Raw genomic sequence first — 18437 nt, 5'->3', positions numbered from 1 at the left:
AATGAAGATCGGGACTAAGGCTGCGTTAGGACTGTGTGCGGCCCTCACGATTGGTGCCGGCCTTGTCGGCTGTGGCAAGGTTCCGGGGCATGACCGTAACAAGTTGTGGGAACTCGTAGGGGACCGTTGTGCGAAGGATGCCCGGCATCATCCGTGTGCAGTTTATGACCCGCAGGACGGCTATGCTCTCCTGAAAGACTTGTATGGGCATGGTCAGTATCTACTGATCCCGACGCGGAAAGTGCCAGGCATCGAAGACCCTTCGCTGCTTCAGCCCGAAACGCCAAACTATTTCTCTGAAGCCTGGTCCGAACGTCATCGGGTCCCGGAAGGGTATGGTTTTCCCGTTCCAGACGACCACCTTTCGCTGACCATCAATTCTCGTGATGGCCGGACGCAGGACCAGCTTCATATCCATATCGATTGTCTGACGCCCTACGTCCGTGGGGAAATCGACAAGAACATGATTGGTGAGGACTGGACCCCGGTCTCCCTTTACGGTCATCCATACCGGGCCAAGCTGGTGCAGACGCTTGATCAGTCGCCTTTCCGGCTGATTGGTGCGGAGAATATGGGCGATCATACGATCGTGGTGACACCGGGTCATCATGGTGGCTTCGTCATTCTCGACGATGTCGCTCATGCTCTGGACCGTGCATCTGGTGAGGAAGTTCAGGATCACAAGTGCAAGATTGATGATCCGAAACACAAGAGCATGCATATGGACGGCATGGAGCCGGGCATGCACATGAACGGGATGATGTAACCCTTCATCTTGTTCTATGTCTCCGGGACTGGCATGGTTCGATCATCCTCGAACACTTGTTAATCCCGGAGATTGCCCGTGAACTGGCCTTTATTGGCGCTGGCCGTGGGCGCGTTCGCCATCGGAACCACCGAATTCACTCCGATGGGTCTTTTGCCTGTCATTGCGCAGGGCCTTCAGGTTACCGTCCCGAAAGCGGGCGGGCTTGTAACGGCTTACGCTGTGGGCGTGATGGTCGGCGCGCCTTTCATTACTCTTCTTCTCGCAAGACTTCGCCGGAAATTCGCCCTGACACTCCTGATGGGGCTGTACGTTGCAGGTAATCTTTTGTCTGCCGTCGCAGGAAGTTACGAGCTTCTGTTTGCTTCTCGTGTACTGACCAGCCTGGCACATGGCGCATTCTTCGGGCTGGGCGCTGTAGAAGCGTCTGCCGTTGTTGCACCAGAGCGCCGGGCGAGTGCAGTTGCGACCATGTTCATGGGTTTGACAGTCGCCAATATCGTTGGCGTGCCTGCCGCAACGTGGCTGGGTATGAATTTCGGCTGGCACATGGCCTTTGGTGTGACGGCTATTTTGGGCGTTCTGACCATGATTGCCGTGCAACTTGCTCTTCCCGCTCGAGAGGCAGGCCCTGTTCCAGACGTTGCAAGTGAACTCAAGGCGTTGCTGAGGGCGAATGTTCTTCTCGCTTTGACCACAACGGCTATCGGGGCAGGGGCCATGTTCGTGCTCTACACGTACATCACGCCTATTCTTCAGCACATCACGCATGCAAGCCCGCTGGTCATTACGGTTGCGCTGATGCTGACTGGTGTCGGCTTCTCAATCGGAAATGCGATTGGTGGTCGCAGCGCAGACCGCTCTCTGGATGGCAGTCTGCTCATGTTTTTCCCCATTCTAGGGGCCGTCATGCTGCTCTTCCCCTGGGTGGCTCAAACCGTGCCGGGTGCGCTGATCGCAACTCTTGTCTGGGGCGCAGCGACATTCGCGCTGATGCCTGCTCTTCAGATGCGCGTCATGCAGGCGGCTCACGATGCACCCGCCCTGGCATCCTCGGTTAATATTGGTGCCTTCAACCTTGGAAATGCGCTTGGTGCCGCTTTAGGAGGGGTCGCCTTGTCCATGGGGTTGGGTTATCCCGGTGTTTCCGTTATCGGAACGGCTCTGGCCCTGGTTGGGGTCGGTCTTGTTCTCTTTTCGCGAAAGGTGGCCCCGCCATGACCCGTTCCTTTCTGCTCGCCACCGGGCTTTTCTTCAGTGCGGCTCTCACGCCACTTGCGGCCTACGCCGAGCAGCCTGCCAACGTTGGTGACGCTGTCATGGCTGCCAGCGCGTATCACGATAGTGGTGATTACCAGCACGATTTCGACACGGTGATCGCACAGGCTCGTCATTGGATATCCGAGCGAGCGCCTCAGGTGCGCAAGCCGGCTATTGTTCTCGATATTGATGAGACGACACTCTCCAATTGGGACGAGATCCGTGCAGACAACTTTGGTTATATTGCCAATGGTCCCTGTGACGCGCTGCCAAAAGGTCCTTGTGGTGCGATTGCCTGGGAAAAGAGCGGACGTGCTCCGGCGTTCGCTTCCACGCTGGCCCTGATTGATGAAGCCGAGCGGAATCATGTCGCTGTGTTCTTCATCACTGGCCGTCATGAAGATGAGCGTGAAGCAACCGCACGCAATCTTCATCTGGCTGGAATTAAGCATTGGGACGGGCTGGATCTGCGTCCAATGACATCTCATGGGTATGCGGCGCACTATAAGGCACCGGCACGCGCTGCTATCGAGGCTAAGGGGTATACGATCATTGCAAGTCTGGGAGATCAGCCTTCTGATCTTGCGGACGGACATGCAGAGAAGGGCTTTCTTCTCCCCAACCCGTTTTATCGCGTTCCCTGAGACATATCTGTTGTCGGTATAAAAAAGGTGCTCAGGAGAAAATCCTGAGCACCTTTTTTTGTGGCCTCAAAACGACTTTAGAAGACGTTCCAGATAGTCCAGTTCACCCTGAGGGCGAGTTCTGTCGGAAGCGCGACGACGTAGCTCACGTTCGATGTCCCGCGCCCTGTCACGGGCGTTACGATCAGGGATGTGGGCGTCCGAATCTTTGCCGCTCTGGCCTTCGCCGAGCTTGCGGCCCAGTGGATCCTGATCCTTGCGGTCTTCGTCCCCGTCGTCGTCATCTCCGGCGTCAGGCTGATCGCCTCCGTCGCCCTGCTGTCCAGCCTTGCCATGCTGCTGTTGCCCGGAGCCACCACCGCCCATGGATGGGATGAAACTCAGGCTTCCGCCTTTACCCTGACCAGACCCGCCGGACTTCTGGCTTTGGCGCATCTGCTTTCCGGCCTCAGACAGATCTGCGAGAGCCTTCTGTTCTGCCGTAAGTGCCTGATCATCCTTGCGGTCTGCCAAGGCCTTGCGAGCATCTTGCATATCCGCTTTTGCCTTGTCGAACGCAGTGGCGGGCTTGCCTGTCAGGTCCTTTACCCGCCGGCCAAGAATTTCATCGACACGAGACAGTGCACGCTGAAAGGCATGATCTGCGCGGCGCTCAGGAGATTGCACAGCAACTGTCGCGGGATCAACAGGCGCTGCGGGTTTAGGAGATGCTGACTGTTCCATATTTGGCGGAGGCTGCATTCCAAGCTGGCGCAGCAAATCGGCTGTGGACATCTGGCTGATGTCTTCATGCCCGTCCTGCTGATCAGGCGGCAGAGCGGCCTTGCGGGCGGCAGACAAACGGGCCTGTGCATGATCCAGCAGGGTCGTTTCCCGATGAACCAGATCATGAAGGGCGGCACGTTGCGCGCGTGCTTCTTCCTGAGCCTTCATCTGAGCCGCGAGGGCTTTCAGATCTTCCGGCGTGGCCTGACGCATATGCTCGGCCATGTCTTCCATCTGCTGGAGTTTACGTAATGCTTCATCCCCATGCCCCTGCGATGCTTCATTCTGAAGGCGCTGCATCTGATCTGACCATGGATCAGCAGAGCTTGTGCCAGATTGCGGCATCATAATGCCGCTCTGGGCTGCCTTCTGAAAAAGAAGCTGCATGCGGTGGTTAAGGGCATCCTTGAGAGCTTTCGTACGCTTCTGAAGTTCTTCCTGTTCAGCCAGAGTATGGCCTTTATCTCCCAGAGACTGCATGTGATCGAGCTGTTGCTGAACACTCTGCTGTGCTGCACGGACGGCCGCGGCTGCATCCGCAATTTCCGGCCCGTCCCGGCGGAGATCATCAAGATACAGAGCCAGTGCCCAAAGCTGCCCCGGCACCTGTTCCGCCGCTCCTTCAGGAGCATTGGGCTCCAAGGAAGCAATATAGAGGCCAAGTGGGGCGAGGAGGGCGAGGATATCCGTTGTCTGCGTCAGGAGCTTCAGTTCGTCTGCCGCCTGCTGCGGGCGTTCTTGTCCCAGCATCAACCGGCGGCGCAATGCGACAATGGCTCGTGCCAATGGGTCCGAAAACTTCCGGGAGCCTAGGTGGAAGCGCACAAAAGCACTGTGGTTTTCCCGGCCGGAGACACTAACGGCATGAAGGCGGCCTTCGACTTCCATTCCGGCAAACGCGTCCGAAGACAGATCCGGGCGTGCTTCTCCCTTTGCATCTTTGGGGTGTCCATTCAGTGGTACTGGAACACGCACGACGCGGCCTTTGGGCAGGTCAGGCAGTCGGATTTCCGCTTCCAAAGAGGCTACGCCATAAGTCTGCTGAACGTGCCAGGGAAGGCTGGTGCGCCAGTCATCTTTCTGGGGAGCGGGTTTTCCGTCCCAGGCTACTACTGGGGGCAGGTCCGGCTCGACGTCCACGCGCCATGAACCCAGCGTGCGGCCGCGGGCTTTTAGCGTGACAGTGCCGGTCTGCTGCAACGTCGCTTTTTCGCTCCAGCTTTGTTCGTCCAGACGGTCATGACTGATGGACGTCGCCCCCCGAAGAACCGGACGCCCGGATGTGCCTGTGATGGTCGCGTTCAGAATGGCGCCCTGAGGAACGTGGATGGGATTGCCCTGCTGGGTTTGCGACAGAAACACTGGCGCGCCGGGAGCGTAGGATGGTCGGTCGATCCAGGCCTGAACGGACGGGAGCGGAATACTGTCGTCATCGACACCGGGGACAAGGCCAGCGTGCAAGCGGGACTGGGAGTGTGATCCGCTCAGAATGGCCGCAATGGCCAGGGCTGCGGCGACAGAGATAAGCCCCAGTTTTTCCTGCGTCGTGACGTCTGGCTTTGGCAGGCTGACCTTAAGCGGCCCCAGAGAAGAAACCACACGCTGAACGTGCTGCGTCCAGATGGCGCCTTGTTCGCCATCTGCTGCGTAGGCGGGGCGGTCTGCCAAGGTCAGAAGGGGCTGATAAGCCAGATGAGAGTCGCGCTCGATCCGGCGATCAACCTGAGCATCCGTAGGCTGCGGAATAGCGCGTAGGCCTTTGACGCCCAGCCAGAAGGCAGTTCCTAAGACTGTGAGCTCGAAAAGAGCGTGTAACCAGTCAGGCAGGGACTGGGGGATGCGGGCCAGACAGGCCAGCAGGTAGAATGCCGCAAGAAGCAAAGACCAGCGCAGAGCTGGCCAGGCGTGTTCCCACCACAGAACGCGTCGAGCGCGACGGCGGACGGAAGCTAGGCGAGCTGCTGCGGCAAACGAATCAGCCATGGGCGGGCAGGAGCCAGTCCGGAATAGTTTCTGCGGCGATCAGGTCTTCGACGCTCTGGCGCTGGCGAATGATCTCCCAGCGACCATTATCGACCAGAACCTGCGCAGCAAAAGGCCGGGAATTATAGGTCGAACTCATGACGGATCCGTACGCTCCCGTATCCAGAAGGGCCACAAGATCTCCGCGCTTCAGGGAAGCGGGCAGAACCCGGTCCTTGGCAAAGATATCGCTGCTTTCACAGACTGGCCCCACCACGTCCCACGGCTTGAGTGAATCGTTGAATGCCGCCGGAGCGACGGGCAAAATACCGTGCCAAGAATCATAAAGCGCAGGACGGGCGAGATCGTTCATTGCCGCGTCGATCACGACGAAATCCGGATTGCCCGCTTTTGTTTCGATCACACGGGACAGCAGAATTCCGGTCGGTGCGGAAAGCCAGCGGCCGGGCTCAATGCTGAGCTCTACCCCAAGGTCTCCAAGTGTTTCGGCAATGACACCGGCCAGCATTTCCGGTGGTGGAGCGATTTCGTCCTGATAGCGAATGCCTAGGCCGCCGCCACAGTCCACTGTTTTGACGGTATGCCCTAGGGCACGAATTTCCCGAACCATATCGGCCAGACGGGAATAACCCTGGCGGAAGGGCTCAGCCGTCAGCATCTGACTGCCGAGATGAACTGCCAGACCGACAAGCTCCACATGCTCCAAAGCCGAGGCTTCGGCGTACAGTTCGACCGCACGGCGGTGCTCAATCCCGAACTTGTCTCCTGCGCGGCCAGTGCTGATCTTGTCATGCGTCTGTGCGTCGACATCCGGGTTCACGCGGAGTGCCGCCGGAGCAACCTTGCCACAGGCCCGTGCAATATCGTTCAGGCGATAAAGCTCTTCCACGCTCTCGACATTGATCTGCCGGATGCCGTGTTCCACTGCGGCGCGAAGTTCAAGATCCGATTTCCCGACGCCTGAAAAGACGATTCCATCCGGCTTGATCCCGGCATGTAGCGCGCGGGTCATCTCTCCACCGCTCACGATGTCGACGCCATAGCCACATTCGCGGAGGATCGTCAGTGTGGCTTGATGATCCTGTGATTTCATCGCGAAATGGAAATGCACCGGCAACCTGCGAGATTCAAACGCAGCTTTGAGCGCGTTTGCCCGGCGGCGCAGTGTGCCTGCTCCCGTGATCCAGCAGGGGGTTCCTGCTACGGCGGCGATGACATGCAGAGGCACGCCTTCGAAAAGAAGACCATCGCGCGCATTGACCTCCAGAGGAGGGCGGCTTGTCAGAAGGTCGTTGAGCGTGGGTTCGGAAGAGAGAGCATTCATGATCTTCCTACCGTATCGTGGACGCTTGGATGTTCCAAGCTGTTCACACAGGCGCTAGTGTCTGAATTATGATGGAAGAACTGATCTCCCGGGCTCTTGAAGCCCGATCCCGGGCCTATGCGCCGTACTCCCGCTTTCAGGTTGGCGCGGCCCTGCGCTGTGAAAGCGTGGTTCATTCAGGCTGCAATGTCGAAAATGCAGCCTATCCGCTTGGAACCTGTGCTGAAGGCGGGGCCATTTCGGCCATGATTCTTGCTGGGGGCAGGCGCATTGAGGAAATCGTAATTGTGGGGGGTGGAGATCAGCCCTGCACACCATGCGGTGGGTGTCGGCAGAAACTCCGTGAATTCGGCCTGCCTGATCTGAAAGTGCACATGATTTCGCCCGCAGGAACTTTGCTCCTGACACGTACCCTCGCGGAATTGCTGCCTGACGCATTCGGTCCGGACAATCTGGAATGAAATACTGGCCCTGTTTTCTGGGACTGCTGGTGGTAGGAACGGTCTGTGCGCAGCCTCTTCCGTCTCTGCCCGGTCTTGGGGACGGGGCCAGACGTGAACTGATTGACGTCCGTGCGGCGCCCTGGCGAATTTTGGGGCGTGTACAGACTGAACTCGGCGTTAAATGTACGGGTTTTGCCGTTGCTCCCAATGTGGTCATGACGGCAGCTCACTGTCTCTGGCTGCCGAAAACGCACACTTATATACGACCAGGCGATGTTCATGTGCTGATGGGATACTCGCGGGGCTCATACCGCCAACATGCTCATGTTGTGCGATTCATTATCCCACCCGGATACGACCCGAAAAACGAATCTGCTACCGGGGCCAGTGATCGGGCAACACTGTTGCTGTCGGAACCAGTCATCGCGACGCGGGATCTTCTCCCGGCGATTCCTGTGCAGGATGGCGCAAGGGCAATGCTGGTTGGGTATTCGCAAGATAGGAATGAAGTGCCATTCGGTGATCTGGACTGTCATATCAATGGAGTGACAGTCAGTGGCCTTGTCCATCACGATTGCGAGGCGACAAAAGGAGTGAGCGGCGCTCCGCTTCTGCTTCAAAAGTCTGACGGAACGTGGGGTATCGGCGGGCTTGCTGTCGCGGCAGATGTGGGGCCGGGTGGGTTGGCTGCTCCGCTCGTTCCCTAGTTGATCGCAGAAGAATTTTCATAATTCTGCAAACATCGCCTGCATGACGCGTTTGAAGGGTCGGGAAACATCATTCGTGATGTTCCCGCTTTTTATTCGGTCCGGAAAGGGGCACTTTATGTATGTCATGGCAGGGAAAGGAACGGCGTCTGTCGGGCAGTCTCGTGGCATGCATGCGAGCAACGCCTATCTTACGCATCGCAAGAATGTTCTGGTGGTTGAAGACCAGGCCCTGTTGCGCTTTCTGGCTGCGGATATGCTTGAAGACGCTGGCTATAACCCGATTCTTGCTGCCACTGCCGATGAGGCGATGGATATTCTTTCCAAAGGTGAGACAGTCGATCTCGTCTTTTCGGATGTGAACATGCCCGGACGGATCAATGGACTGGATCTGGCTGAAACGGTTGGCGCTCGTTGGCCGCAGATCGGTGTTGTGCTGACCTCTGGTGCTTATCTTCAGGAAAAGCGGCCTCTACCAAACAAGGCGATGTTCCTTCCCAAGCCATACGAATGGGAAGACGTCTATCGCGCTCTTAAGGCGTTGCAGCACTGATTTTTTATGAAGATGTCGTGTGGTGCACCCGAAAGGACTTGAACCTCTAACCCCCAGATTCGTAGTCTGGTGCTCTATCCAGTTGAGCTACGGGTGCGGACACATTGTATAAAGTCTTCATCAGGAGAAGACTGGTGCACCCGAAAGGACTTGAACCTCTAACCCCCAGATTCGTAGTCTGGTGCTCTATCCAGTTGAGCTACGGGTGCGTCTTGAGGCGGGGTTTTACAGGCGGTTTTAAAACCTGACAACCCCCCTCCGAAAATTAATTTCTACTTTCTTGTCATGGTGATGTGGGCTCGACAGGCGCTGGAACCGAAAGTGCCGCCAATCGCCTGGCCAACGGGATATCCGTTAAAAACCAGTGCAGTCTGGTGGCCATTCATGTCCTTGCTGGCAAGTTCCGCATGATAGTGATGTGCGCCAGGTTGATAGGTTCCCACGAGAACCTCAGAGCCGTCTCCCGGTGTAAAAACGATTTTTCGTCCGCGGATTTCGAGCGTGGACGTGCGTTCGGTCGGGCAGGAGCCTTGATCCGTGACGAGTGCGCCTACCCACCGTCCTGAGGGATCATTTCCAGGGTCAGGAGTGGCGCAGGCTGCCAGAAAAGCCATGGCAGAAAGAGAAAAAAGAGCAATCGGACGCATGTTGTGCCTGTCCTGTGATGCAGAATGGATGACGCAGACGACACAACACCTTATAGGAGAGCATCAAAAGGCACCATGAACACGGAACGCGAGGCCATCACATTGACCCAGCAGGACGCCAGCACCGTCGCGAAACTCGACGAAACACTTCACGAAGACCGTATCCTCATTCTGGATTTCGGCAGCCAGGTAACGCAGCTCATCGCCCGCCGTGTGCGTGAGAGCGGTGTTTACTGTGAGATCTGGCCGTTCACGGCGATGGATGAGAAGATCCGTGAATTCAATCCGCGCGGTATCATTCTGTCTGGCAGCCCAGCCAGCGTTCATGACGAAAATGCTCCGGCGATTCCGGAAATCGTCTTCTCACTGAACCGTCCGGTTCTTGGCATCTGCTATGGCCAGCAGGCCATGTGCCAGAAGCTGGGCGGCAAGGTCGAAACGCACGAACATCGTGAATTCGGTCGCGCCTATATCGACATCGCTGAAGATTGCGCTCTGTTCCGTGGCGTCTGGGCTCGTGGTAAGCGCGAGCAGGTCTGGATGAGCCATGGCGATCGCGTCACGCAGCTTCCGCCGGGCTTCCGCGCTGTTGCCTATTCGGAAGGTGCTCCGTTTGCGATCATCGCTGATGAAGGTCGGCGGCTGTATGGCGTGCAGTTCCACCCGGAAGTCGTGCATACGCCCCATGGTGCTGCCCTGATCCGCAACTTCACGCATAATGTTGCTGGTTGCACCGGGACGTGGACGATGGCTGGCTTCCGTGAGCTGGAAATCGCCCGTATCCGTAAGCAGGTTGGGGATGGGCGCGTCATCTGTGGTCTGTCCGGCGGTGTGGATAGCTCCGTGGCTGCGAAGCTGATTCACGATGCTATTGGCGACCAGCTGACCTGTATTTTCGTTGATCCGGGCATCCTGCGTTCCGGTGAAGCCGACGAAGTCGTCAAGACATTCCGTGGTCGCTTCAACATCCGTCTGGTTCACCGCGACGCATCTGACCTGTTTCTTGGTGAACTGGCAGGCGTCAAGGATCCGGAAATCAAGCGTAAGACCATCGGCCGTCTCTTCATCGAAGTGTTCGAGGAAGAAGCTGCAAAGCTTGGTGGTGCGCAGTTCCTTGCTCAGGGCACGCTCTACCCAGACGTGATTGAAAGCGTCAGCTTCACGGGTGGCCCGTCTGTTACCATCAAGTCCCATCATAACGTTGGCGGCTTGCCGGATCGCATGAACATGCAGCTGGTCGAGCCTCTTCGCGAACTGTTTAAGGACGAAGTTCGTGAACTGGGGCGTGAACTTGGCATCCCGGAACATATCGTGGGACGTCATCCGTTCCCGGGGCCGGGGCTTGCTATTCGTATTCCAGGTGAGATCGACAAGGAAAAGCTGGATCTTCTGCGGAAGGTGGATGCGATCTACCTGGAAGAAATCCGCAATGCCGGCCTGTACGATGCCATTTGGCAGGCTTTTGCCGTGCTGCTTCCGGTCCGTACCGTCGGTGTCATGGGTGATGGCCGGACCTACGACCAAGCCTGTGCCCTGCGTGCTGTGACCAGCACGGATGGTATGACAGCCGAAGTCTATCCGTTCGACTTTGCATTCCTGAACCGGGTAGCGGGTCGTATCGTCAATGAAGTCCGTGGCATTAACCGCGTGACTTACGACATTACGTCCAAGCCACCGGGGACGATCGAGTGGGAATGAGGTTCTAAACCTCTGTCATTTGGAAAGGCCTGTCCCGAGAGGGACGGGCCTTTTTTATGATCTTGCCATCAAGGCGGGCATTTGTTTCGCCTCGCGTCAATTTAACGCGTATTGCGACATTAGTTTTTGTAGCAAAACAATATCGATCTCGTTCAGACTTTCGCATGTTCGTGTCATCGCCATTTTCTGGCGGACAAAACAAGTGAGGAATTGCCGGTGTCTGGCACGGTGACAGTTCGAAGGCCGGGCCGTTTTTTGCTCAGGGGACCCTTCATCGGAGTACTCCGGGCGAGCCTCCACTTTAAGAGAGCTGCGACAATTCCTGCTTTTTGAACATCTGGACAATAGGACGAGGGCTAACGACGTGCGTCGCAGACTGATCTTGAAGATGCTTCCAGCCGGGCTACTGGCGTTACGAGGGCAGGGGTATGCCCAAGATCGTGGCACCGGGCTGATACCAGCTTTCAAAGGTACGCCCCGGATTGCCGTGGGTGGGATTGCGTCAGAATGCAGTACTTACAGCCGTATTCGCTCCCGCATGCCGGAGTTCACCACGCTCCGAGGCAACGAAATTTTCGGAGCGCCGCTGTCCCAGCCGCTGCATCGTTATGATTTTGACCTCTTGCCGACCTTGGAAGCATCCGCACCACCAGGCGGCCCAGTTGAGCGCAAGACGTATGAAGCTTTGAAAGCAGAATATCTTGAGCGTCTGCGCAAGCTCTTACCGCTGGACGGTGTTTACCTGGCCATGCACGGTGCCCTGAGTGTCGAAGGCATGGATGATGCGGAGGGAGACTGGTATGCGGCAACGCGGTCTGTCGTCGGGCCGGATTGCCTGTTGTCCGCCTATTACGATCTTCACGGCAATCTCAGTCAGCGCAGTGTCGATACGCTGGATGCTCTGACGGCATACCGCACGGCGCCGCATGTTGATCGTATCGAGAATGTCATGCGGGCTACGGATATGCTTACGCATTGTTTGCGCTACGGCCTGCGCCCCGGAATTGTGTGGGCCAGCATACCGGCGCTGCTTCCGGGTGAACAGAGCAGCACAGAATGGGAGCCGGGCCGTCGCCTGTGGGCGGATCTGGCGGAATACAATCGGCTGCCAGGTATTCTCGATGTTTCCCAATTGGTTGGATATGTCTGGGCTGATGAGCCCCGTTCGGCTGCGTCCGTGGTTGTCACAGGTACGAACGTCGAAGAGCAGAAGCGTATCGCTACGGAACTGGCTCAGCGGTACTGGGACGCGCGACACGACTTTCATTTCGGCACACCAACCGGGACGATCGATGAGTGTCTCAGCCGGGCGATGTCGTCAAAAACGCATCCCGTGGTCATTTCGGATTCCGGAGATAATCCGGGCGGTGGCGGCAACTCTGACCAGACCTTTTTCCTTCAGGCACTCCTAAAGGCAGGCGCGAAGAATGTCTTGCTGGGTGGCATGACGGACCGGCCTGCAACGGATGCGTGTTACAAAGCGGGTGTTGGCGCAGTTCTTCCGTTATCTATCGGCGCGACTTTGGACCCCGTGATGTGCAAGCCTGTGCATGTCCGCGCGACTGTGAAGCATCTGACACCGGTCTCGCATCCTGATGAAGGCGAAGCCGTCATTGAATTCAATGGTATTACGGCGACGCTTTCTGCTCGGCGGCGTCTGTATCATTCGGCGGAAGCATTCCGGGATATAGGGCTGGAGCCAACCAATTTCAGTATTGTCGTTCTGAAATGCGGGTATCTGAACCCAACCATGAAACCGCTGGCCAATCCGGCGCTCATGGCGCTCTCGCCGGGGGCTATCAATCAGGATATCGTCAATATCGGTAATCATCGCCGTAAACCGACATGGCCTTGGGTTCCTGACTTGACATATACCCCGGAACCTTATGTGTCGGCTCGAATTCATCGCAACTAGAAGGCAGGGATAGCGTAGGCCGATTTGCCTTCTGGTCGGCAGAAAATCTAGGTCTCCGGTAACTGAAGGGGGCCTTAAAGGCGGACAAACCCCTCGTTAATCTCTACCTACAAAAAAGGCCTGCTTCCTTCGAAGCAGGCCTTTTTAAGGTCTGGAAAGACCTTACGGTTCCATATGGTGCTTATGGCCTGTCAGCTCAGTTGTAAGCTGGGCGCGGGCCTCACCGGATGGAAATTTCTCAGTATGAAGGTTGATGTAGCTTTTGCCGGCGAGCACGTCCTTCACCTGATCGGGTGTCAGGGTGAGCGTTCCAGTCATACGTGTCTGATAAGGGCCGGGAATCGGAGCGATCACGCCTGCATCTTCACCATCGGCTGCCGGGCCATGCAGATGGATTGCATTGACCGGACCTGTCAGGCCGTTGTCTTCAAAGCGGTAGGAGAGGGTGTTCTTTGTCGTGTCCAGCATGGCGGAGGCTGATCCCTTGATCGGGGATGTGGCGCCGTGTTCGCCCTTGAACGGACCAAAAAGATGGATCGTTTCAGCGGAAGCAGGCAGGGCCGTGACAGACAGACCCAGCGCGAGAGCGGTAACGAAGAAACCTGTACGCATGGAACGTGATCCTTGCAGAAGTTGGAGACACTGAACGCGGTGTCAGGTCTCCAGTTCAGTGTTCCAGTACAGATAATCACGCCAGCTTTCGTGAAGATAGTGGGGTGGGAAGGTCCTCCCGTTTTCCTGAAGAAGCCGACTGCTGGGCTGATCAGGTTTTCGGTGGGGATGCATGCCGATCTCGCTGGGGAGGCGGGAGCCTTTGAGGAGATTGCAGGGGCTGCAGGCGGTAACAACGTTCTGCCAGGTTGTCTTCCCGCCCTTTGCCCGAGGGATGACGTGATCAAAAGTCAGTTCATGTGTTGGCAATCGATCATGGCAGTACTGACACGAAAAATTGTCCCGCAAGAAGACATTGAATCGTGTGAAAGCGGGTTTTCGTGCTGAAGGAATGTAATCTTTCAGTGCGATGACGCTGGGAAGGCGCATGGCCATGCTGGGAGAGTGAACGACGGCGTCTTCGTACTCTGATAGAACGGATACCCGGTCCAGAAACACAGCTTTCACGGCTTCCTGCCATGACCATAGCGACAGCGGAAAGTATGAGAGCGGACGAAAGTCCGCATTCAGAACAAGAGCCGGAAAATGCTGACTACTGACAGGCACCACGCGCTTCCTTTTTTGAAGGACGGCACATGCGGGAACTTCGGCGTAGAAAACTTTAAGACAAACGCCGATAAACATGCGTCGTCGGCTTCTTTGAGATGACTATTTCAGTAAACTTCATGAACTGCAAGAAAACCCTGATGAAAGCTTGATGACGCAGTTTCCCGTAACGCGCTTTGCGCCCAGTCCAACTGGTTTCCTGCATCTTGGGCATGTCGTTTCTGCTCTCCACGCGCGTGCGTCCGCCGGAATGGACGGTCGGTTTCTCGTGCGGATTGAGGATATTGATACTGCGCGGTGCACGTCGGCTTTTACCGATGCTCTGAAAGAGGACCTGCAATGGCTGGGGCTATGGCCGCAGGAGACTGTGCGTCAGCAATCTCTTCATCTGGCGGAGTATGCACATGTTTTGTCTGAACTCAGAAGTAGGGGGCTTGTCTATCCCTGTTTCTGTACGCGCGCCGAGATTGCCGCAGCTTCCGAACGTTGTGCTCCAGACGGAAGCATTGTTTATCCGGGCGCATGTCTTCAGAGCCCCCGGTCAATATCCGGGCGTGTGCCAGCCTGGCGTCTGAACATGGAGCGCGCGCTTGATGAGCTTCAGGAAGTGCCGTCCTGGTACGAAGTGGGTGAGGGAAGAATTTCTGGCCGGGCTGACGAATTTGGAGACGTTGTGCTGGCCCGACGAGACACAGGCGTTTCCTATCATCTCTGCGTCACGCATGATGATGCCCAACAAGGTGTGAACTGCGTCACGCGTGGTCAGGATCTGTATGACGCAACATCCATTCATCGTGTTCTTCAGTGTTTGATGAAATGGCCGGAACCTCATTATCGCCATCATGCTCTTATCAAAGACGAGAGTGGGCAGAAGCTCTCAAAACGGAATGGGGTAGAAGGTATTCGCACTTTGCGCGCTGCGGGGTGGACACCCGAGCAAATTCTGGCTCATCCGCTCGTGCTTGAAGCGCTTGCGGAGAGCTAAAGTCATGGAGCGGCCCACGGCGGGGTCAAGCAACTCCATGACATAGTGATCCCTCAGAAAAAGCGTTACTCCGCAGGATAAGTGCGCGGATATGTGACGTCAGAGTCTGGGCCCGGTGGGCGTGGTGCACCTTTCTTTCCGCAGGCACTCAGGCTGGTGCTGAGGGCGAGAAGTGTCAGGCTGAGAAGCAGAAAACGTTTCATGTCGTCTCTCCAAGTTTGTTCAGCCAGGCCTGCGCCTGCTGCTGAACGTTGGACGGAGCCGTGCCGCCAAAGCTGGTGCGGGAGGCGAGGGAAGATTCAACCGTCAGAACATCAAAAATCCCTGCATTGATGCCCGGCTCCACGGCCTGCATTTCGGCAAGGGAGAGATCAGCCAGATCACAGCCTTTCTGTTCAGCCAGGCCGACCAAACGGCCTGTAACGTGATGAGCCGTTCGGAAAGGCACGCGGAGTTCACGCACCAGCCAGTCCGCCAGATCTGTGGCGGTGGAGAAGCCCATGCCTGCGACTTCACGCATACGGTCCGTGTTGGGCTTAAGGTCCCGGATCATCCCGTCCATGGCAGCAAGGGACAGCGTCATGGCTTCTGTCGCGTCAAAGACAGGCTCTTTGTCTTCCTGCGTGTCCTTTGCGTAGGCCAGCGGCAGCCCCTTCATAACAGTCAGCAGGCCAACGAAATTCCCCATAATGCGGCCGATCTTGGCGCGCACCAGCTCAGCCGCGTCGGGGTTACGCTTCTGCGGCATGATGGACGAGCCGGTCGTGAACGCGTCCGACAGGGTTACGAATCCGAAAGGAGCGGATGCCCACATGACGATTTCTTCAGCCAGTCGCGACAGATGCATGGCCTGAAGAGAAAGGGCCGACAGGAATTCGAGAGCGAAATCACGGTCTGAAACGGCGTCGAGCGAATTGGCCGTCGGGCGATCAAAATCCAGCGCTGCTGCCGTCATTGCACGGTCGATCGGGAAGGACGTTCCAGCCAGAGCCGCTGATCCCAGCGGACATTCGTTCAATCGAGCCCGTGCATCGCGCAGGCGTCCACGGTCACGAGAGAGCATTTCGACGTAAGCCAGAAGATGATGGCCGAACGTTACAGGCTGAGCGACCTGAAGATGCGTGAAGCCGGGCATCGGCGTCGCGTGATGTTCCAGTGCGCGTGTCGCAAGGGCGCGCATGAGGGAGGCAGTCTGTTCCTGGAGGCCGTCAATCGCATCACGCACCCACAGGCGGAAATCTGTGGCCACCTGATCATTGCGGGACCGTGCCGTGTGCAGGCGCTTGCCAGCTTCGCCAATCCGCTCGGAGAGGCGTGCCTCGATGTTCATGTGAATGTCTTCGAGGGCCGGGGAGAACTCGAAGCGTCCTTCGCCGATTTCCTGCGCAATATCACCCAGTCCCTGCCGGATTTCCGCAAGTTCGGTTTCCGTCAGCAGGCCGACCTTCTGAAGCATCGCTGCATGTGCGAGAGAGCCGCGGATATCCTGACGCCAGAGGATTTTATCAAAGCCGATGGAAGCGTTGATCTCACTCATGATCGCAGCCGGTCCGGAGGCGAAACGGCCACCCCATTGCGGGTTGGCAGCCGTACCTTCAAAGCTTGAGGCAGGATCGGTTTCTTTTTCGACAGGAACGTTTTTCATGATAACCGTAACAGGATGAAACAGAAGCAGATCGACCGGCGAACCCTTCTTTCAGGAGGCCTAAGCCTAGCTGCGGCGGCCAGCCTGCGCAATTCCGCACGTGCTGAAGATCGCCCGAAACCGATTGTTCCGTCTCTTGAACCGGCGGCGGCACGTCTTGCTCCGCTGGAATTGAAGCTCCAGCGGCCGGAGGGCGGCAGTCGTGCCTTGTCCGCCTGGCGTGGCACGCCATTTGTTCTGCATGTCTGGGCAACCTGGTGCGCGCCCTGCAAGCATGAACTGCCGCAGCTGGATGCCTTTATGAAGGCGCTTGGAGACGACAGCCCTATCGTCCCGGTCGCTATGGCCAGTCACGGGCCGGATGCCGTCGCTGCGTTTCTTAAGGCGCAAAATCTGACTCATATTGATCCGTGGTCTGCGGATGCTCATGAATTCCAGAGCTGGCTGGGTGACAAGCCGCTGAGCTTTCCTTCTACTTATCTGATTGATGCAGAGGGTCGTCTTCGCGCGGTGATTGAAGGCGAAACGGACTGGGGGGCGCCAGAGAGTGTGGCGCAGTTCAGAAAAGTTATTGCAGCTTTGAAAAAGTAATGGTGTTCTGGCGAAAGTGACAGCAGAACGAGTGATTTGATGGTAGTGACGATTGGTCGGCGTGGATTTATTGCGGGCGTAGGCGGTTTAAGCGTGGCTGCCGGCCTGTCTGGCGCCGCATGGGCTGGAAAGGAGGAAAATCTTCGTTCGGTCAGGAGTTTGGCGCCGGGTAAGCCGCAGCTTGAGCCCGTAGCGCTGCAACTGATTGGCCCAGCAGGGGCAACGCAATCGCTTGCCTCGATGCGAGGTAAGCCGTTCCTGCTGCATGTGTGGGCAACGTGGTGTGGTCCTTGCAAACAGGAGCTTCCAAAGCTCGACGCTTTCTGTGCTTCCCTGGGGACAGACTGTCCCATCATTCCCGCTGCTGTAGCCAGTGCCACACCGGAAAAGGTTGCGTCATTTCTGGATGCGGCGGCCCTGAAGCACATCCCGGCGTGGACGATGGACAAAGCTGCTTACAAGGCATGGTTGAAGACATCAGACGTCGCCATTCCAGTCACATACCTGATTGATTCGTCAGGTCATCTGCGGGCTGCGGCCGAAGGTGGTGTGAACTGGTCCGCCCCTGATGCCGCGCGTCAATTGCACGACGTTCTTGCCGGAATCTGATTTTAATTTTCTGACGACACCAGGAATTTCACTAATGACTTTTTCTTTGACCCGCCGTGCCGCGCTTGCAGGAGCCGCCGGACTGCTCGCTTCTTCCCGTGTTTTCAGTGCTTCTGCTGAAGACAAAGGCATACCTTTTGTCCCGAATTCATTCGGCGTTCTGGCCAAGCCTCGTGCTCTGCCAGTGCTCTCTTTCCAGAATGAGCAGGGGCAGGAAGTCCCTTTGTCGCATTGGTTCGGCAAGCCCTTCGTTCTGCACTTCTGGGCGACCTGGTGCCCGCCATGCATCCGTGAACTTCCGTCCGTGAACGCGACGGCCAAGGCTCTGGGTGCAGATGGGCCACAGATTGTGACGGCAGCCGTGCGCGGCAGTACGGTGCCCAAGGTCCGCGCTTTTTATGATGCACACCAGATCGACGCCCTGCCGCTTCTCGTGGACCCGACGTCCTCTGTAATGATGGAAACGGCGGATCAGGATGCTCTTGTGGCGTCTATCAAGCATGTACGTCCGGACGATCTGAAAGATCTTACGCCAAGTGTCATGGCGCTGCATGGCGTGCCCCGGTCCCTTCTGCTGAACGCCAAGGGTGAGGTTGTCGCTGAGGCCATTGGGAATATGGACTGGTCTGCCGATGCGGTCCGCCATACCTTGTCCGTCCTCGTAGGCTAATAACGTAAAGAGTC

Annotated in this window: 19 protein-coding genes and 2 tRNA genes; 12 read left to right on the top strand and 9 right to left on the bottom strand. The window is 57.0% G+C overall.

Annotated features, from left to right (window positions below):
* Position 1 precedes the first annotated feature (1 nt).
* The 3 genes from ABF979_RS00505 to ABF979_RS00495 all read left to right on the top strand — a co-directional run bounded on the left by ABF979_RS00505 (position 2) and on the right by ABF979_RS00495 (position 2670).
* Positions 2-766: a CDP-diacylglycerol diphosphatase gene (locus ABF979_RS00505; protein ID WP_415557308.1), complete on the top strand. Its 765-nt coding sequence runs from the start codon at positions 2-4 to the stop codon at positions 764-766.
* A gap of 78 nt (positions 767-844) precedes the next feature.
* Positions 845-1987, top strand: a complete 1143-nt coding sequence (locus tag ABF979_RS00500; RefSeq protein WP_415557306.1) for an MFS transporter — start codon at positions 845-847, stop codon at positions 1985-1987.
* Complete coding sequence (locus ABF979_RS00495) at positions 1984-2670, top strand: HAD family acid phosphatase (protein WP_415557305.1); 687 nt, start codon at positions 1984-1986, stop codon at positions 2668-2670. The genes ABF979_RS00500 and ABF979_RS00495 overlap by 4 nt, the downstream gene beginning before the upstream one ends.
* Positions 2671-2736: 66 nt before the next feature.
* Here the strand turns inward: ABF979_RS00495 and ABF979_RS00490 are convergent, their stop codons facing one another.
* Both ABF979_RS00490 and lysA read right to left on the bottom strand, forming a co-directional pair.
* On the bottom strand, positions 2737-5418 hold the full coding sequence (locus tag ABF979_RS00490; RefSeq protein WP_415557304.1) for a DUF4175 domain-containing protein: 2682 nt from the start codon (positions 5416-5418) through the stop codon (positions 2737-2739).
* Complete coding sequence (gene lysA, locus ABF979_RS00485) at positions 5411-6742, bottom strand: diaminopimelate decarboxylase (protein ID WP_215748842.1); 1332 nt, start codon at positions 6740-6742, stop codon at positions 5411-5413. Before lysA ends, ABF979_RS00490 begins: the two co-directional genes overlap by 8 nt.
* A gap of 68 nt (positions 6743-6810) precedes the next feature.
* Between lysA and ABF979_RS00480 the strand changes: the two genes are divergently transcribed.
* Genes ABF979_RS00480 through ABF979_RS00470 form a run of 3 tightly spaced genes read left to right on the top strand, consistent with a single transcriptional unit; the run spans position 6811 to position 8445 of the window.
* Entirely contained in the window at positions 6811-7203 is a 393-nt protein-coding gene (locus ABF979_RS00480; RefSeq protein ID WP_415557303.1) for a cytidine deaminase, read from the top strand.
* Entirely contained in the window at positions 7200-7892 is a 693-nt protein-coding gene (locus tag ABF979_RS00475; protein WP_415557302.1) for a trypsin-like serine peptidase, read from the top strand. Before ABF979_RS00480 ends, ABF979_RS00475 begins: the two co-directional genes overlap by 4 nt.
* A 43-nt stretch (positions 7893-7935) precedes the next feature.
* Positions 7936-8445, top strand: a complete 510-nt coding sequence (locus ABF979_RS00470; RefSeq protein WP_415557301.1) for a response regulator — start codon at positions 7936-7938, stop codon at positions 8443-8445.
* A 20-nt stretch (positions 8446-8465) separates the two neighbouring features.
* On the opposite strand, the gene ABF979_RS00465 is transcribed toward ABF979_RS00470, so the two are convergent.
* The 3 genes from ABF979_RS00465 to ABF979_RS00455 form a co-directional block, all read right to left on the bottom strand.
* A tRNA-Arg gene (locus ABF979_RS00465) sits at positions 8466-8542 on the bottom strand.
* A 35-nt stretch (positions 8543-8577) separates the two neighbouring features.
* Positions 8578-8654, bottom strand: a tRNA-Arg gene (locus tag ABF979_RS00460).
* Positions 8655-8717: 63 nt separating this feature from the next.
* Positions 8718-9092 (bottom strand): hypothetical protein, encoded by a 375-nt coding sequence (locus tag ABF979_RS00455; RefSeq protein ID WP_202206619.1) that lies wholly within the window; start codon positions 9090-9092, stop codon positions 8718-8720.
* 75 nt (positions 9093-9167) lie between these two features.
* On the opposite strand from ABF979_RS00455, the gene guaA reads away from it, so the two are divergent.
* Positions 9168-10790: a glutamine-hydrolyzing GMP synthase gene (guaA, locus tag ABF979_RS00450; protein WP_415557300.1), complete on the top strand. Its 1623-nt coding sequence runs from the start codon at positions 9168-9170 to the stop codon at positions 10788-10790.
* Between the two features lie 388 nt (positions 10791-11178).
* Positions 11179-12705, top strand: a complete 1527-nt coding sequence (locus ABF979_RS00445; RefSeq protein WP_415557535.1) for a M81 family metallopeptidase — start codon at positions 11179-11181, stop codon at positions 12703-12705.
* A 162-nt stretch (positions 12706-12867) separates the two neighbouring features.
* Here ABF979_RS00445 and ABF979_RS00440 read toward each other — a convergent pair whose 3' ends face one another.
* Positions 12868-13317, bottom strand: a complete 450-nt coding sequence (locus tag ABF979_RS00440; protein WP_202206621.1) for a CHRD domain-containing protein — start codon at positions 13315-13317, stop codon at positions 12868-12870.
* A 42-nt stretch (positions 13318-13359) separates the two neighbouring features.
* Positions 13360-13923 (bottom strand): HNH endonuclease, encoded by a 564-nt coding sequence (locus ABF979_RS00435; RefSeq protein ID WP_046899613.1) that lies wholly within the window; start codon positions 13921-13923, stop codon positions 13360-13362.
* A 151-nt stretch (positions 13924-14074) separates the two neighbouring features.
* On the opposite strand from ABF979_RS00435, the gene gluQRS reads away from it, so the two are divergent.
* Entirely contained in the window at positions 14075-14908 is an 834-nt protein-coding gene (gene gluQRS, locus ABF979_RS00430; RefSeq protein ID WP_415557299.1) for a tRNA glutamyl-Q(34) synthetase GluQRS, read from the top strand.
* Between the two features lie 65 nt (positions 14909-14973).
* Here the strand turns inward: gluQRS and lptM are convergent, their stop codons facing one another.
* Both lptM and argH read right to left on the bottom strand, forming a co-directional pair.
* Positions 14974-15111: an LPS translocon maturation chaperone LptM gene (gene lptM, locus ABF979_RS00425; protein ID WP_202206623.1), complete on the bottom strand. Its 138-nt coding sequence runs from the start codon at positions 15109-15111 to the stop codon at positions 14974-14976.
* Positions 15108-16553 carry an argininosuccinate lyase gene (gene argH / locus ABF979_RS00420; protein WP_046899611.1) on the bottom strand — a complete coding sequence of 482 codons (1446 nt, stop codon included), beginning with the start codon at positions 16551-16553 and terminating at the stop codon, positions 15108-15110. The genes lptM and argH overlap by 4 nt, the downstream gene beginning before the upstream one ends.
* 15 nt (positions 16554-16568) lie before the next feature.
* Between argH and ABF979_RS00415 the strand changes: the two genes are divergently transcribed.
* The 3 genes from ABF979_RS00415 to ABF979_RS00405 are packed head-to-tail and all read left to right on the top strand — an operon-like array spanning position 16569 to position 18423.
* Positions 16569-17144, top strand: a complete 576-nt coding sequence (locus ABF979_RS00415) for a TlpA disulfide reductase family protein (protein WP_211500120.1) — start codon at positions 16569-16571, stop codon at positions 17142-17144.
* Between the two features lie 39 nt (positions 17145-17183).
* Positions 17184-17753 (top strand): TlpA disulfide reductase family protein, encoded by a 570-nt coding sequence (locus ABF979_RS00410; protein ID WP_415557298.1) that lies wholly within the window; start codon positions 17184-17186, stop codon positions 17751-17753.
* A 34-nt stretch (positions 17754-17787) separates the two neighbouring features.
* Positions 17788-18423 carry a TlpA disulfide reductase family protein gene (locus ABF979_RS00405; RefSeq protein WP_415557297.1) on the top strand — a complete coding sequence of 212 codons (636 nt, stop codon included), beginning with the start codon at positions 17788-17790 and terminating at the stop codon, positions 18421-18423.
* Positions 18424-18437: the final 14 nt, after the last annotated feature.

The sequence above is a fragment of the Gluconobacter sp. genome (assembly GCF_047723935.1).
GTDB lineage: Bacteria > Pseudomonadota > Alphaproteobacteria > Acetobacterales > Acetobacteraceae > Gluconobacter.
Note: the sequence above shows the minus strand (reverse complement) of the source record. Positions and strands in the feature narration are given on the sequence as shown.

Excerpts from the sequence above, each read along its gene's own strand:
- ABF979_RS00505 (WP_415557308.1), top strand. The coding sequence starts at position 2 with ATGAAGATCGGGACTAAGGCTGCGTTAGGACTGTGTGCGGCCCTCACG.
- ABF979_RS00495 (WP_415557305.1), top strand. The coding sequence starts at position 1,984 with ATGACCCGTTCCTTTCTGCTCGCCACCGGGCTTTTCTTCAGTGCGGCT.
- ABF979_RS00490 (WP_415557304.1), bottom strand. The coding sequence starts at position 5,418 with ATGGCTGATTCGTTTGCCGCAGCAGCTCGCCTAGCTTCCGTCCGCCGT.
- lysA (WP_215748842.1), bottom strand. The coding sequence starts at position 6,742 with ATGAATGCTCTCTCTTCCGAACCCACGCTCAACGACCTTCTGACAAGC.
- ABF979_RS00480 (WP_415557303.1), top strand. The coding sequence starts at position 6,811 with ATGATGGAAGAACTGATCTCCCGGGCTCTTGAAGCCCGATCCCGGGCC.
- ABF979_RS00475 (WP_415557302.1), top strand. The coding sequence starts at position 7,200 with ATGAAATACTGGCCCTGTTTTCTGGGACTGCTGGTGGTAGGAACGGTC.
- ABF979_RS00470 (WP_415557301.1), top strand. The coding sequence starts at position 7,936 with ATGACGCGTTTGAAGGGTCGGGAAACATCATTCGTGATGTTCCCGCTT.
- ABF979_RS00455 (WP_202206619.1), bottom strand. The coding sequence starts at position 9,092 with ATGCGTCCGATTGCTCTTTTTTCTCTTTCTGCCATGGCTTTTCTGGCA.
- guaA (WP_415557300.1), top strand. The coding sequence starts at position 9,168 with ATGAACACGGAACGCGAGGCCATCACATTGACCCAGCAGGACGCCAGC.
- ABF979_RS00445 (WP_415557535.1), top strand. The coding sequence starts at position 11,179 with ATGCTTCCAGCCGGGCTACTGGCGTTACGAGGGCAGGGGTATGCCCAA.
- ABF979_RS00440 (WP_202206621.1), bottom strand. The coding sequence starts at position 13,317 with ATGCGTACAGGTTTCTTCGTTACCGCTCTCGCGCTGGGTCTGTCTGTC.
- gluQRS (WP_415557299.1), top strand. The coding sequence starts at position 14,075 with ATGACGCAGTTTCCCGTAACGCGCTTTGCGCCCAGTCCAACTGGTTTC.
- lptM (WP_202206623.1), bottom strand. The coding sequence starts at position 15,111 with ATGAAACGTTTTCTGCTTCTCAGCCTGACACTTCTCGCCCTCAGCACC.
- argH (WP_046899611.1), bottom strand. The coding sequence starts at position 16,553 with ATGAAAAACGTTCCTGTCGAAAAAGAAACCGATCCTGCCTCAAGCTTT.
- ABF979_RS00415 (WP_211500120.1), top strand. The coding sequence starts at position 16,569 with ATGAAACAGAAGCAGATCGACCGGCGAACCCTTCTTTCAGGAGGCCTA.
- ABF979_RS00410 (WP_415557298.1), top strand. The coding sequence starts at position 17,184 with ATGGTAGTGACGATTGGTCGGCGTGGATTTATTGCGGGCGTAGGCGGT.
- ABF979_RS00405 (WP_415557297.1), top strand. The coding sequence starts at position 17,788 with ATGACTTTTTCTTTGACCCGCCGTGCCGCGCTTGCAGGAGCCGCCGGA.